13 protein-coding genes are annotated in these 12,431 nt (G+C 73.0%); 5 read left to right on the plus strand and 8 right to left on the minus strand.

Going from position 1 to position 12,431, the window contains the following annotated elements:
• Positions 1-19 precede the first annotated feature (19 nt).
• A complete protein-coding gene (locus N787_RS00850) occupies positions 20-793 on the minus strand; it encodes an anti-sigma factor (RefSeq protein WP_034210066.1) in 774 nt (257 codons plus the stop codon).
• Entirely contained in the window at positions 790-1,281 is a 492-nt protein-coding gene (locus tag N787_RS00855) for a sigma-70 family RNA polymerase sigma factor (RefSeq protein ID WP_034210068.1), read from the minus strand. Before N787_RS00855 ends, N787_RS00850 begins: the two co-directional genes overlap by 4 nt.
• Positions 1,282-1,414: 133 nt before the next feature.
• Here N787_RS00855 and N787_RS00860 point away from each other — a divergent pair, with 133 nt between their 5' ends.
• From N787_RS00860 to N787_RS00880, 5 genes are all read left to right on the plus strand, one after another.
• Positions 1,415-2,671, plus strand: a complete 1,257-nt coding sequence (locus N787_RS00860) for a S8 family serine peptidase (RefSeq protein ID WP_245593929.1) — start codon at positions 1,415-1,417, stop codon at positions 2,669-2,671.
• Positions 2,672-2,763: 92 nt separating this feature from the next.
• Positions 2,764-3,558 (plus strand): hypothetical protein, encoded by a 795-nt coding sequence (locus tag N787_RS00865; protein ID WP_156968848.1) that lies wholly within the window; start codon positions 2,764-2,766, stop codon positions 3,556-3,558.
• Between the two features lie 199 nt (positions 3,559-3,757).
• Positions 3,758-5,524 (plus strand): GGDEF domain-containing protein, encoded by a 1,767-nt coding sequence (locus tag N787_RS00870; protein WP_156968849.1) that lies wholly within the window; start codon positions 3,758-3,760, stop codon positions 5,522-5,524.
• 316 nt (positions 5,525-5,840) lie between these two features.
• On the plus strand, positions 5,841-6,110 hold the full coding sequence (locus tag N787_RS00875; RefSeq protein WP_034210072.1) for a hypothetical protein: 270 nt from the start codon (positions 5,841-5,843) through the stop codon (positions 6,108-6,110).
• Between the two features lie 73 nt (positions 6,111-6,183).
• A complete protein-coding gene (locus N787_RS00880; RefSeq protein WP_034210073.1) occupies positions 6,184-6,708 on the plus strand; it encodes a GNAT family N-acetyltransferase in 525 nt (174 codons plus the stop codon).
• 81 nt (positions 6,709-6,789) lie between these two features.
• Here N787_RS00880 and N787_RS00885 read toward each other — a convergent pair whose 3' ends face one another.
• From N787_RS00885 to N787_RS00910, 6 genes are all read right to left on the minus strand, one after another.
• Positions 6,790-7,170 carry an HU family DNA-binding protein gene (locus N787_RS00885; RefSeq protein ID WP_034210074.1) on the minus strand — a complete coding sequence of 127 codons (381 nt, stop codon included), beginning with the start codon at positions 7,168-7,170 and terminating at the stop codon, positions 6,790-6,792.
• A 235-nt stretch (positions 7,171-7,405) separates the two neighbouring features.
• Positions 7,406-7,846 (minus strand): ferritin-like domain-containing protein, encoded by a 441-nt coding sequence (locus N787_RS00890; protein ID WP_034210075.1) that lies wholly within the window; start codon positions 7,844-7,846, stop codon positions 7,406-7,408.
• Positions 7,847-7,933: 87 nt separating this feature from the next.
• A complete protein-coding gene (locus N787_RS14130) occupies positions 7,934-8,374 on the minus strand; it encodes a hypothetical protein (RefSeq protein ID WP_052574999.1) in 441 nt (146 codons plus the stop codon).
• Between the two features lie 230 nt (positions 8,375-8,604).
• Positions 8,605-9,687, minus strand: coding sequence for a hybrid sensor histidine kinase/response regulator (locus tag N787_RS00900; RefSeq protein WP_034210076.1), 1,083 nt, complete (start codon positions 9,685-9,687; stop codon positions 8,605-8,607).
• Positions 9,680-11,845, minus strand: coding sequence for an ATP-binding protein (locus N787_RS14135; RefSeq protein WP_052575000.1), 2,166 nt, complete (start codon positions 11,843-11,845; stop codon positions 9,680-9,682). The genes N787_RS00900 and N787_RS14135 overlap by 8 nt, the downstream gene beginning before the upstream one ends.
• Positions 11,846-11,890: 45 nt before the next feature.
• Positions 11,891-12,430 (minus strand): TspO/MBR family protein, encoded by a 540-nt coding sequence (locus N787_RS00910; protein WP_211252115.1) that lies wholly within the window; start codon positions 12,428-12,430, stop codon positions 11,891-11,893.
• Between the last annotated feature and the right edge of the window lies 1 nt (position 12,431).

Raw genomic sequence — 12,431 nt, forward strand, 5'->3', positions numbered from 1 at the left:
CCGTTGCCGGCGGGACCGCTCAGCGCCAGCCGGCGTCGCGCGCCTCGCGCTCCTGGGCGGCGTCGAGCGGCTCGCCGTCGATGCGCGCGTCCAGCTCCGCCAGCACGATCTCCGGCAACGCGGTCGAGGCCTGGCGCAGGCCTTCGCCCCCGACCGGCGGCACCGACACCACCACCGGCACCTGCCATCGGCCGTCGGGCGCGCGGCAGGCCAGGCCGGCCAGGTCGCGCTCGCCGCCAACGCGGAACGCGCGGCAGAACGCGCCGTCGCGATCGCGGAAACTCAGGCCGATGCGCAGGCCGTCGCCGGTCTCGGCGCCCAGCCGCGACTGCAGCGACTCCGCCAGCACGCCGTCCGCGACCAGGCGGCCCGATTCGGACGCCAGCGGACCGGCAGGCGGCGCCATCACCAGCCGCGAAACCGCGATGCCCAGCACCAGTGCCGCCGCCATCGCGGTCCATTCCGGCAGCGCCCAGCGCCGGCGCGCGGGGCGCGGCAGCGGATGCACCGTGGCCCCGCCCCCGGGCGCGGTAACAGGCGCGGGCACGGTCGCGGCCGCCGCGGCGGTGGCGGTCGAACCGGCACCGCGCGCCAGCGCCAGCAGGTGCGCCGGCACCGGCTCGTCGAGCATCGGGTCGAAGGCGTCGCGCAGCTGCGCCCGCAGCCGGCGCGCCTGCGCCACGGCCTCCGCCACGGCGGGGTCGGCGGCGATCGCGGCCTCGACGAGGGCCGTCCCGGCGGGATCCAGCTCGCCGTCGACGTAGGCGAAGATGCGCTCGTCGCCCGGCCTCATGCGCCCACCCCGGCGGCACCGCCCAGCAGCTGCTGCAGCGCTTCGCGGCCGCGCGCGAGGCGGCTGGTCAGCGTGCCGATCGGCACGTCCATCGCCTCCGCGGCCTCGCGGTAGGACAAGCCTTCGATCAGTACCAGTGCAATGGCCATGCGTTGTTCCTCCGGCAGGCGGGCCAGTGCGGACTGCACCGACATCGCCAGGTCCTGGCCCTCGAACGGCGACTCGCCGACCAGGGCCCCCTGTTCCTCGGGCGCGAACACGCGCTGCCCGCGCTGTCGCGACCGCACTTCGTCGATCCAGGCGTTGCGGACGATGCCGAACACCCACGCGTCGAGCCGCGCATCCGGCCGCCATTGCGCGGAGCGGGCCAGCGCACGCTCCAGCGCCACCTGCACCAGGTCGTCGGCGTCGGCCGGATCCCGCGCCAGGGTCCGGGCGAAGCGCCTCAGGCGCGGCAGCAGGGCACACAGTTCCTGGTTGAAATCCATGGCGGTTACGGTGACCGTCCCTCTTGCCTACGCGCCGGAGGGCGTATTTATTCCCGCCCCGGCTGAACGGGATGCGACGGGATGCTAGCACCGCCCCGGATGATTCCGGCCCGTCCCGGCGTAGGCTGTAGGCATGAGGCGATCACTTTCCCTGATGCTGTTGCTTGCGGCCGCGCCGGTCGCGAGTGCGCTCGGCCTGCCCGTGCCGCTGCCGCGGCTGCCGGTGGATCTGCCGCCCCCGGTGCAGGGAACCCTCGACCTGGCCGGCAGCGAACTGCGCGCCGTGCGTGAGCGCGCCCTACTGCGCGAGCACCGGCGCTGGCTCGAAGCCGACCCGCGCGGCGCCCCCGCGATCCGCAGCGAAGTCGTGGCGATCGCGCCGACGGAGGCCGCGCTTGGGCGCGCCCGCGACGCCGGGTTCCGGATCGTGCGCGAGTCGGTGCTGGCGCCGCTGGACCTGCGCATCGTGGTGCTGCGCGCACCGGAGGGCCTGCGCGTGCGCAGCGCGCTCCGGCGGCTGGCGAAGCTCGATCCCGACGGCCGCTACGACTACAACCACGTGTACCTGGGATCGGGCGCGACCGGGGCGGACTCGGCGGCGTCGACGTCCCTCGCGCCCGCCGGGGACGGGGCGCCGCCGCGCGTCGGACTGGTGGACAGCGGCGTCGACGCCTCGCACCCCACGCTCGCCGGCGTGGACGTAAGGCGCTGGGGCTGCGGCGACCGCGCGCTTCCCGACGCACACGGCACGGCGGTGGCGTCGCTGCTGGCCGGCGATGCGCGGGGCCGCGCGCGCGGCGGCCAACTGTTCGCCGCCGACATCTACTGCGGCGAGCCGACCGGCGGCGCGGTCACGACCCTCGCCGAGGCCATGGCCTGGCTGGCGCGCGAGAAGGTGGCCGTGGTCAACGTCAGTCTGGTCGGCCCGCCGAACCAGCTGCTGGCGCAGCTGGTGGACGGCATGCAGCGGCGCGGCCACGTGCTGGTGGCCGCGGTGGGCAATGATGGTCCCTCGGCGCCGCCCCTGTTCCCCGCGGCCTACCCCGGGGTGATCGGCGTGACCGCGGTGGATCCGCGCGACCGGCTGCTGCCCGAGGCGATGCGCGGCGACGCCGTGGATTTCGCCGCGCCCGGCAGCGAACTCTGGGCGGCGCGCAGCGGCGGTGGGCAGGCGCGCGTGCGCGGCACCTCGTTCGCCGCGCCGCTGGTGGCGCGGCTGGCCGCGCGCGAGCTGGTACTCCCCACGCCCGGTGCGGCGGATCGCGTGGTGCGCCGCCTCGAGGGACAGGCGCGCGACCTCGGCCCCCGCGGGCACGATGCGCGCTTCGGGCGCGGCCTGCTGTCCGGGGACGCCCGCGCGGCCTGGGCCGCGCCGATGAACGAAGATTGAATGCGGCCCTCGCCGCGGGAAGAAAGCGGTACCCCGGCGCGTAGGACACCTTGAAGCCGCAGATGAGCTGCGGCGTTCCCAAGGAGACCGCCATGAACCACAAACTGCTCGCTTCCGCCGTCCTCGCCGCCCTGCTCTCCGCCAGCCCGATGCTGCAGGCGCAGTCCCTGGTGGGTGGCGCCGCCGGCAGCCTGCGCGGCACCGTCGGCGCCGGCCCGGGCTCGCTGGGCAACCTCGGTGCCCGCGAAACCCTCAACGGCGCCCGCGGTGAACTGCGCGGCACCCTGGCCGAGCGCCGCGCCGCCGCGCGCGAACTGCGCGAGCAGCAGCGTGCCGCCGCGGCCGCCGCCGAACTGGCCGGCGAAGCCACCGGCCGCGCCGACGCCAATGCCGGTGCACTCGGCAGCGCGGGGGCGCTGACCGGTTCGCTGGCGGGCGATACCGCCGGCCAGGTGCGTGCGAACGAGGCCATGGCCTCGCTGTCGGGCGCGGGCGAACTGACCGGCGCCGCCTCGGGTGAACTGCCGCGCGCGGAGCTGCCGGAGATGCCGTCTTCGTCGGACCTGCCGTCCACGCCGGACCTGCCGTCGGCTTCCGACCTGCCGGCGACGCCGGGCGCGCCGGCCCTTCCTACCGGCGCCGAAGCCACCGCGGCGGTCGAAGGCGCGGCCAACGGCGCGGTGTCGCTGACCCGCCAGGCGCCGCCCGCCGTCGGGCCCGGTCCGACCGAGGGCGGCGACGGCAACGACGGTGCGACGCCGGCTCCGGCGCCGCGCGCCGAAGCCCGCGGCCAGGCCGATGCCTCGGCCAATGCCTCGGCCTCGCGCCGCGGCGCCTCGGTGGACGCGTCGGCCTCGGCGCGCGGCGAGGCCGGCGTTCGCCGCTGATCGCCGGTCCGCGGTAACGGGAGGCGGGCGCCGCGGGGCGCCCGCCTTTTTTTCTCACCTGCGCCGACGCGACCGGACAAGCGCGAATGCATCGGCTACGCTCGAACCGCCTTCCACTTCGTGGGCGAGCGGGAACATGCAGACGCGCGCAAGGCCTGCCGTTGGCGGGCACCTCCGGTCACCCGGACCCCGCGCCATCATGGCCGGGTGGGCGCTCGCGTTGCTCTGGCTCGCGCTCGCGCTGGCCCCGCCGGTGTCCGCCTCGACGCCCGCGGCCTTCGGCGACCTGCTGTCGCAGGCGGATGCGCTGCGCAGCGCCGACCCCGCCCGGTTCGAAGTCCTGCTCGCCCGCCTCACCGAGCGCGTGCACGAAGCCACGCCCGCCCAGCGGGAGCTGCTCGACTACCTCAAGGCCTACCGGCTCGGCTACACGGGCCGCTTCGACCTGGCCATCGAAGCCGGCACCCGCCTGTTCGAGACCTCGTCCGATCCCGCCATCAAGGTCCGCGCCGGCGGCCTGGTGGTCAGCAGCCGCGCGGTGACGCGCGAGTTCGTCGAGGGCCTGGTGTTCCTGGACAAGGTGCTGGCCCTGGTGGAGCAGGTCGACGACGCCGAAGTGCGCCACCACGCCTGGGCCGCCGCGGGCGTGATCCATAACCAGGTCGGGCAGTACGCGCAGGCGGTGCACTACGTGGAGCTGCTGCAGGCCGATGGCGTCCAGGGTCGCACGCGCTGCTTCACCGGCGTGCTGCGGCTGGAATCGCTGGGCTTCCTCGACGCCGCGCCGGAAGATCCGGCCGAATTCCAGTCGGTCATCGACTACTGCCTGTCGCAGGGCGAAACCATGCTGGCCAATTTCGGCCGCGTGCACCTGGCGGCCAAGCTGGCGGCCGATGGCCAGGTGCCGGTGGCGGTCTCGCTGCTGGAGTCGCGGCTCGGCGAGATCGAGGCCACCGGCTATCCGCGCCTGCTCGGCGAGGTGCACGCGCGGCTGGCGCGGCTCAAGCTCTCGCTGGGCTGGCGCGAAGCCGCCGACGCGCACGCCCTGCGCGCGGTCGCCAACTCCAGCGGCATCGCCAACACGCAGGTGCTGGTGCAGGCGCATGAGGTGCTGTACGAAAACGCGCTGGCGCGCGGCGATGCGGCCGCGACCCTGCAGCACTACCGCCAGTACGCCGAAGCCGAGCGCGCCTGGCTCGACCAGGTCAAGGCGCGCGAGCTGGCCTACCAGATGGCCCGGCACGAATCGCTGCAGAAGTCGCAGACCATCGAACTGCTCAACCGCCAGAACGACGTGCTGCGGCTCGAGCAGCAGGTGGCGGCGAAGACCGCGGAGGCCAACCGCCTGCTGATCGGCCTGCTGGCGCTGCTGGCCGCGTCGGTCTTCTACTGGGCCTACAAGGTCAAGCGGATGCAGGTCTCGCTGCGGACGATGGCGCAGACCGATGCCCTCACCGGCGTCAGCAACCGGCACCACTTCACGCAGACGGCCGAGGCGCTGCTCGAGGCCTGCCGGCGCGGCGGCGCGGACGCCGGGCTCGTGATGCTCGACCTGGACCACTTCAAGGCGATCAACGACCAGTACGGCCACGCCGCCGGCGACTGGGCCCTGCGCCAGGTGGCCGAAGCCTGCCAGGCCGCCTGCCCGCCCGACGGGCGGGTGGGCCGGCTGGGCGGCGAGGAATTCGCGCTGCTGGTGGTGAACCAGGATCTCGCCAGCGTGGTCGGCCTGGCGCGCGAGTGCCGCAAGCGCATCGCGTCCATCGATGCGCGCGGCGCGGGCCATGCCTTCGCCCTCACCGCCAGCTTCGGCGTGGCCGGCAGCCGCAGTGGCGGGCACGACTTCGATGGACTGCTGGCGCGGGCCGACGATGCGCTGTACCGCGCCAAGCGCGAAGGACGCGACCGCGTCTGCGTGCACATGCCGGGCAGCCACGCCGACGCGCCATCCCCCGCCAGCCGCTGACGGCACGCGCCCTGGGGAAATCCTTTCCCGCAGCCGCCGGCCGCGATGGCCGGGCGAATCCGTGCGCGGCGTTGGATTCCATGCAGCCCGCGTTCATCCCGGCGGCGTGACCCACCGCACGGAACGAACGAGAACTGTGAAGCAGTCGCGGAACGGAATGTGAGCAAGCGCTGGAAACCCCCGAAAACGTGCGCGAAATCCCACAGCTTGCAAGTGTGAGCCGCTGCGCATCCACGCGGTTTTCACTTTCCTAGACTGCGTTCCAAGGAACCACCGCACCCCTCGGCGCGTGGTCCTAAAGTCGGGAAGAAGGCACATGCGCAAGCACCTCGGTCTCCTGCTCCTCGCCCTCGTCGCCGCCGCCGGCAACGTCGAGGCCAGCTCGCAGTTCTCGGCCCAGCCGGCCGGCGGCCACGCCTCCTCTTCGCCCACCCGCGCCAGCGCCGCGGTCAACTTCCGCATCGTCATCCGCGAGTCAATCAGCCTCGGCGGCCAGCAGCAAAAGTCCCGCCCGGACGCGCCGCCGATGATCCAGTCGGTGAGCTTCGAGAACGGCCGCGAAGTGGTGACGCTCGCCCGCCCCTGAGTCCCGGCGCGGCCGCGCTTGCGGCCCGCCCCCGCCAGCGGCTTGAATGGACCGTCACCACGCGGTCCCCGCCATGGCCTCCTTCCTGCTCGAAACCCCGCGGCTGCGCCTCACCGAACTGGCCGAAGACGACGCCGGCTTCGCGCTGGCGCTGCTCAACACCGAGGGCTTCCTGCGCCACATCGGCGACCGCGGCGTGCGCCGCCTGGACGAGGCCCGGCGCTACCTGCGCGAAGGCCCGCTGGCGAGCTACGCCGAACACGGCTTCGGCCTGTGGAAAGTGACCCGCAAGGCCGACGGCGTCGCGGTCGGCATGAGTGGGCTGGTCCGGCGCGACAGCCTGCCGCGACCCGATCTCGGCTATGCCTTCCTGCCCGACTACACCGGGCAGGGCCTGGCCAGCGAGGCCGGCGCGGCGGTGCTGGCGCACGCCTTCGGCACGCTGCGGCTCCCGCAGGTGCTGGCGATCGTCAGCCCGGGCAACGAGGCGTCCGTGCGCGTGCTGGCAAAGCTGGGAATGCGCGAATGGGGCCTGCGCGACTTCGAGGGCGAAACGCTGCGGGTGTTCACCCGCGAGGCCGGGCCGGCGCCGGAATGAGAACGGGGCGGGCCGCTTGCGCGACCCGCCCCGTGTTTTCTCGCCCCGCGGCAGCCTTGCGGCGCCGCGACGGCGCGGCGATCAGGCCGCGGCGTCCTTGAGCTTCTTCAGCGGGCGCACCTTCACCTTGACGGTGGCCGGCTTGGCGGCGAACCACTGCTCTTCCTTGGTGAACGGGTTGATGCCCTTGCGCTTCGGCTTGGCCGGCACGTTGACGACCGAGATCTTCAGCAGGCCCGGCAGGGTGAACGAACCCGCGCCCTTCTTGCTGACCGAACCGTGCACCGCGCCTTCCAGCGCGCCCATCACGGCGCGAACGTCCTTCGCGGCGACGCCGGTGGACTCGGCGATGTGCGAGACCAGGCCCGACTTGGTCAGGGCTTCCTTGATCGGCTTCGGGGCGGACGGCTTGGCAGCGGCCTTCGGGGCAGCCTTCTTCTTTGCAGCTTTCTTGGTAGCCATTTTTGTTTGTTCCCGTGGTTCTTGGGTGGTTGGGGTGCCTGGAAATCCCTCCGGCACCGCGAATGTAGGGCAAGTCCGGCGCGCCGCCAAGTGCAAAACCGCAAAAAAACGGCTTTTTTCGCGGCCGGCAAAAAAAAGCGGCGAACCCGGAGAGCAGGGTTCGCCGCGGGAAGCCCAGGGGGGGGGCGGCTTCCTCAAGTCATGGCCCCGGCAGCACCCGGGGCCACCACGGGACTCAGGCCGCCTTGGCCTTCTTCAGCGCACGCATCTGGTCGTGCATCTGCTGCACCTCGGGCAGGTGGCGGGCGGCGAGCTCGCGCACGCGCACCGGCTGTCCGGCGTCGAGGGCGTCGCGGAAGGCCTCGAGGACGCGGTCCTCCTGCTCTTCGAGCGTGGCGATGTAGGCGGCGTCGGAATCCTTCTTCAGGCTCGCCTTGAGGTCGGCATAGCCCTTGCGGATGCTGCCCAGCCAGGTGCCGTCCTGGTCCGGCTCCACGCCCTGGTGGGCGATCTCGGACTTCAGGTCGACGGCGATGCGGCCCTTGAGCGCGGCCATGCGCTGGAACAGCTCGCGATAGCCGGGGTGGGACGTCTCCTTGGCGGCATGCTGGTGGAAGTCGATGCCGTCGTTGAGGGCTTCGACCAGGTGGTTGAGCGTCTTGGCAGTCTTGTTCATTGCGAATTCTCCTTGGGGGGATGGCTGGCGCCGCAACGACGCCGGCCAGGGTGGGCGGCACGAGGCCGCCCGGGGGTGGAACACGGATCAGCCGTCGATGGCGTCGGCGGTGCGCTCGGCGGCCTTCAGTTCGGCATCGGCCACGGCGATGGCGGCCTCGTACTCGGCCTTGGCGGCGGCGTCGCAGGCGTCGCGGTCCTGGCCACTCAGCGCATCGCAGCGCTGCTGGGCGACGTCCAGCGCGCCCTTGGCGCGCGTGACCGCCACCTCGTGGCGCGCCTCCGCGGTGTCCTCGGTGGCTTCGGCCTGCGCGCCGGCGACGTCGTCGCCCTCGGCCCAGGCCTCGTTGACGTCCTGGTTGGCTTCCGCCGTGACGTCGGCGGCGTCGCTGCGCGCCTCGCCCAGGTCCTCGGCCGCTTCGGCACGGGCCTCGGCGACGTCCTCCTGGGTCTCGGCCGGGTTTTCCTGGCAGGCCGACAGCGCCAGGGCGATGGCGAACGGCAGGGCGACTCGGGTGAACTTGTTCATGTGCTTGCTCCATGTGGGGGGGAATCCGGCGCAGCCACCGGGGGGCCGTGGCGCCGTCATGGAAGAAGGAAGCAAGCACCGTGCCAACGGTGCGAAGCGCGCGGGGATGGGCTTTGGCGCGGGTGGCGCGCCCTGCATCCGCGCAATCTGCACGATCGTCGCGACGGGATCCTGCAAGCTGCACGTCGCGCGCTTCGCGATCCGCCGCGCCGTGCGCGCGGCCGCGCGTGTCATTCCACCCGCGGCAACTCGAGGGTGAAGCAGGCGCCACCGCCTTCGCGATCGTCGTACCAGAGGTCGCCGCCCATCGCGCGCGCCTTCTGCTTCGCCAACGCCAGGCCGAGGCCGGTGGACGACTCGCCGCCGGTCGGCTGGCTCGACAGCGTGGCATAGCGCCGGAACAGCGAGGCCTGCTCATCGGCGCCGATGCCGGGCCCGCGGTCCATCACCCGGAAGCGCGCACGATGCTCGCGCCCGGCGGCGGCCAGCGTCACCACGCTGCCGGGCGGCGCGTACTTCACCGCGTTCGACACCAGGTTCTGCAGCACGTGCAGCAGCGCCAGGCGCTGGCCGCGGGCGAACAGCGTGCGGTCGGCGTCGAACTCGAAGCGCATGCCCTTGGCGCGCGCCGAGTCGGCCAGCGCGTCCGCGGCCTGCTGCAGCAGCGGGCCCGCGGGCAGCGGCTCGACGGCGATGCCGCGGGCCTCGTCGGCGGCCTGGTCCAGCACCGCCTGCAGGAACATCAGGCCCGACTGCGAGGCCTCGCGCAGCGTCGCGAGGGGCCGGGCGCGCGCCGGCGGGTCGTCCGGCGACACCAGCATGTCGGCGGAGAACAGGATGTTGGTGAAGTGGTTGCGCAGGTCGTGGGCGATCAGCTCCAGGCTCTCCTGCCGCTCCACCGCCAGCGCCGCCAGCCGGTCGCGCGCCAGCTTGAGCGAGGCGTGGGTGCGCACCCGCGCCAGCAGCTCCTCGGGCACGAAGGGCTTGGTGATGTAGTCCACCGCGCCGGCGGAGAAGGCGCGCACCAGCGACTCGCGCTCGTGGTCGGCGGTGAGCAGGATCACCGGGATGGTGCGCGTGGCCTCGTCCGCCTGCAGCCGGGCCAGGACGTCGAAGCCGTCCATGCCGGGCATGCGCATGTCGAGCAGCACCAGGTCGGGCCGCAGGTCCGCCAGGCGGTCGATGGCCTCCGCCCCGCCCAGGCAGGGCGCCACGTCGAAGCCTTCGCGGGCCAGCAGGCTGCCGACGGCGCGCACGTTGGGCTCCTGGTCGTCGACCACCATCACCAGCGGGCTGCGTTCGGCATCAGTCATGGCGCGGCTCCGCGGCGCGGGGGCAGGTTTCCAGCAGGCGCTTGACCGCCGGCAGGTCGAAGGTGGCGGCGGCCTCGGTCAGCGCGGCGCCGTGGCGGGCCAGGCGCGGCCAGTCCAGCGTCGTCGCGAGCTCGGACATGCGCGCCGCGGCCGCCTCGACCTCGCGCATGCGCAGGTGGCGGCGGACCTGGGGAAGGTCGGCGTGCAGGGCTTCCAGCGCCTGCAGCGCGGCCGCATCGGGCGCGCGCGGCGTGCTGTCGTCGGCGGGTTCAACGACGGCTTCCGGGGCGGACGCAACGCCCGCCGGCGCATCGGGATCCGGTGCCGCCGGGAAATGCCGCGCCAGCGCCTCGAACAGCTCGGCCTTGGTGTACGGCTTGCGCACGTAGCCATCGAAGCGCGCGCGCACCCACTCCTCGTCCTCGTTCATGCTCGAGGCCGTGACCGCGATCACCGGGATGTCGTCGTGCTGCTGCGAGGCGCGGATGCGCTGCAGCGCCTGGTCGCCGGACAGCCGCGGCATGCGCAGGTCCATCAGCACCACGTCCGGCGCCGCGGTGCGCACCTGTTCGACGGCGGCCAGGCCGTCCACCGCCTGGCGCACGCGGTGGTGGCTGCCGCCGAGGTAGGCCGCCACCAGCTCGCGGTTCCACGCCACGTCGTCCACCACCAGCACCTCGAGCGGCGGCAGGCGGTCGAAATCGACGCGCAACCCGGCCACGGGCTGCTGGCTGACGCTCTCGTGGCTGATCGCCCGCTCGGGGATCTCGAACACGAACAGCGAGCCCTCGCCCACCGTGCTGTCCACGCGCAGCGTGCCGCCCATCAGGTCCACCAGGCGACGCGCGATGCTCAGGCCCAGGCCGGTGCCCTCCCGACTGCGGCCGTCCACGCTGTCGCCCTGCTCGAACGGCTCGAAGATCTGGCCCAACTGGTGCGCGGGGATGCCGGTGCCGGTGTCGGCCACCTCGATGCGCAGGTCGCAGTGGCCATCCTTCGGGCAGGGGTGGCAGGCCAGGCGGACGATCACGCCACCGTGCTCGGTGTACTTCACCGCGTTCGACACCAGGTTGATCAGCACCTGCCGGACCCGAACCGGGTCCACCACCAGCGGCAGGTCGGCCTGGCCGTCGTACTCCGCGGTGAGGCGGATGCCCTTGTCGGCAGCGGCCTGGCGGAACATGGTCAGGGTCTGGTCGACGATCTCGCGCAGGTCGGTCGGCTCGTCGCGCAGGTCCATCTTGCCGGCCTCCATCTTCGAGAGGTCGAGCACGTCGTTGATCAGCGACAGCAGGGCCTGTCCGCTCTTGCGGATCGAGTCCACCCAGGCCACCTGCTTCGGGTCGCTGATGTCCTCGGCCAGCAGGTTGGTGAAGCCGAAGATGGCGTTCATCGGCGTGCGGATCTCGTGGCTCATGCTGGCCAGGAAGATGGATTTGTCCTGGCTCGAGCGCCGCGCCTGCTCGGCCTGCATCTCGGCGCGGAACGCCTCGGCGGCCTTGCGCTGCATGCGGCGGGTGGCGGCGTAACCCACCAGGCCGGCGAACAGGGCCAGCAGGCTGGCGGTCACCACCGTGGCCCAGTTCTGCTGCAGCATCTGGTTGCGCTGCTGGTTGCGCGCCGCGAGCAGCGCGGCCTCTTCGGCGTTCATTTCCACGATCACCTGGCGCATCTCGGCCAGCAGGCGCGCGCCCTGCCCGCTGCGCACCCGCTCTTCCATCGCGGCGAGGGCGCCGGTCATGCCGCGGTTGGCATCGCTGCGCAGCTGCTGGGTGGTGGCGCTGTATTCGCTGCGGGCGAGATGCATCGCCTTCAGCCGGGTCAGCAGTTCCACCTGCCGCGGGTTGTCGCTGACGTGGCCGGACAGGCCGGCGAACGACTCGTTCAGGGACTGCAGCACCAGCCGGTACTCGAGCTGGAAATCCGGCTTGCCGGTCAGCACGTAGCGCAGGTGGTGCGATTCACTGTCGCCGAGCAGGCCCCAGACCCGGCCGATGTCGTTGATCACCTGCTGGGAATGGCTGGCGGCCTCCACCGAGGCCTGCATCGCGTCCGTGGCGCGCAGCGACAGGTAGGACGTGCCGGCGAGCACCAGCACCGAGGCCAGCAGCAGGCCGTTGAACACGCGGTAGCGAAACGTGGCCGGACGGTTCGGCATGGAGTCCCCCGGGGCCCGCGGCAGCGGGCGAAGAGATTGCAGTCGTCAGTTCATCAGCCACAGCGTGCCGTTGAGCACCAGCGCGAAGCTCACCCAGGCCACCAGCGGCACCTGCAGCGTACCGGCCAGCGGGCGCACGCGGCCGAAGGCCAGCGTCATCCACAGCACGGCGCCCCACAGCAGCACGATGTCCACGAAGGCCGAGGCCGGCGAACGCAGCCCGAAGAACAGCGGCGTCCAGGCCAGGTTGAGCACCGCCTGCACGCCGAAGGCCAGCCAGGCCTGCGGACGCGCGGCCTCCGCGGCCGGGCCGGGTTCGCGCGACACCAGCCAGACCCCGGTGCCCAGCAGCGCGTACAGCAGCGTCCACACCGGACCGAACAGCCACGCGGGCGGGTGCCAGGTGGGCTTGGCCAGGGCGTCGTACCAGGCGCCCGGGCTGAACAGCACGCCGACGCTGGCCCCCGCCGCCACCACTACCACGACCCAGCACAGCCAGGCGATGCCGTCGCGCAGGCGCACCGGGGGACGCGCCGGCGGCAGGCCGGGGGCGGCGTGGCGTGGGATGGAAGCCGGGTTTCGCACG

The organism is Arenimonas metalli CF5-1 (assembly GCF_000747155.1).
GTDB classification, from domain to species: domain Bacteria; phylum Pseudomonadota; class Gammaproteobacteria; order Xanthomonadales; family Xanthomonadaceae; genus Arenimonas; species Arenimonas metalli.

Excerpts from the sequence above, each read along its gene's own strand:
- N787_RS00850 (WP_034210066.1), bottom strand. The coding sequence starts at position 793 with ATGAGGCCGGGCGACGAGCGCATCTTCGCCTACGTCGACGGCGAGCTG.
- N787_RS00855 (WP_034210068.1), bottom strand. The coding sequence starts at position 1,281 with ATGGATTTCAACCAGGAACTGTGTGCCCTGCTGCCGCGCCTGAGGCGC.
- N787_RS00860 (WP_245593929.1), top strand. The coding sequence starts at position 1,415 with ATGAGGCGATCACTTTCCCTGATGCTGTTGCTTGCGGCCGCGCCGGTC.
- N787_RS00865 (WP_156968848.1), top strand. The coding sequence starts at position 2,764 with ATGAACCACAAACTGCTCGCTTCCGCCGTCCTCGCCGCCCTGCTCTCC.
- N787_RS00870 (WP_156968849.1), top strand. The coding sequence starts at position 3,758 with ATGGCCGGGTGGGCGCTCGCGTTGCTCTGGCTCGCGCTCGCGCTGGCC.
- N787_RS00875 (WP_034210072.1), top strand. The coding sequence starts at position 5,841 with ATGCGCAAGCACCTCGGTCTCCTGCTCCTCGCCCTCGTCGCCGCCGCC.
- N787_RS00880 (WP_034210073.1), top strand. The coding sequence starts at position 6,184 with ATGGCCTCCTTCCTGCTCGAAACCCCGCGGCTGCGCCTCACCGAACTG.
- N787_RS00885 (WP_034210074.1), bottom strand. The coding sequence starts at position 7,170 with ATGGCTACCAAGAAAGCTGCAAAGAAGAAGGCTGCCCCGAAGGCCGCT.
- N787_RS00890 (WP_034210075.1), bottom strand. The coding sequence starts at position 7,846 with ATGAACAAGACTGCCAAGACGCTCAACCACCTGGTCGAAGCCCTCAAC.
- N787_RS14130 (WP_052574999.1), bottom strand. The coding sequence starts at position 8,374 with ATGAACAAGTTCACCCGAGTCGCCCTGCCGTTCGCCATCGCCCTGGCG.
- N787_RS00900 (WP_034210076.1), bottom strand. The coding sequence starts at position 9,687 with ATGACTGATGCCGAACGCAGCCCGCTGGTGATGGTGGTCGACGACCAG.
- N787_RS14135 (WP_052575000.1), bottom strand. The coding sequence starts at position 11,845 with ATGCCGAACCGTCCGGCCACGTTTCGCTACCGCGTGTTCAACGGCCTG.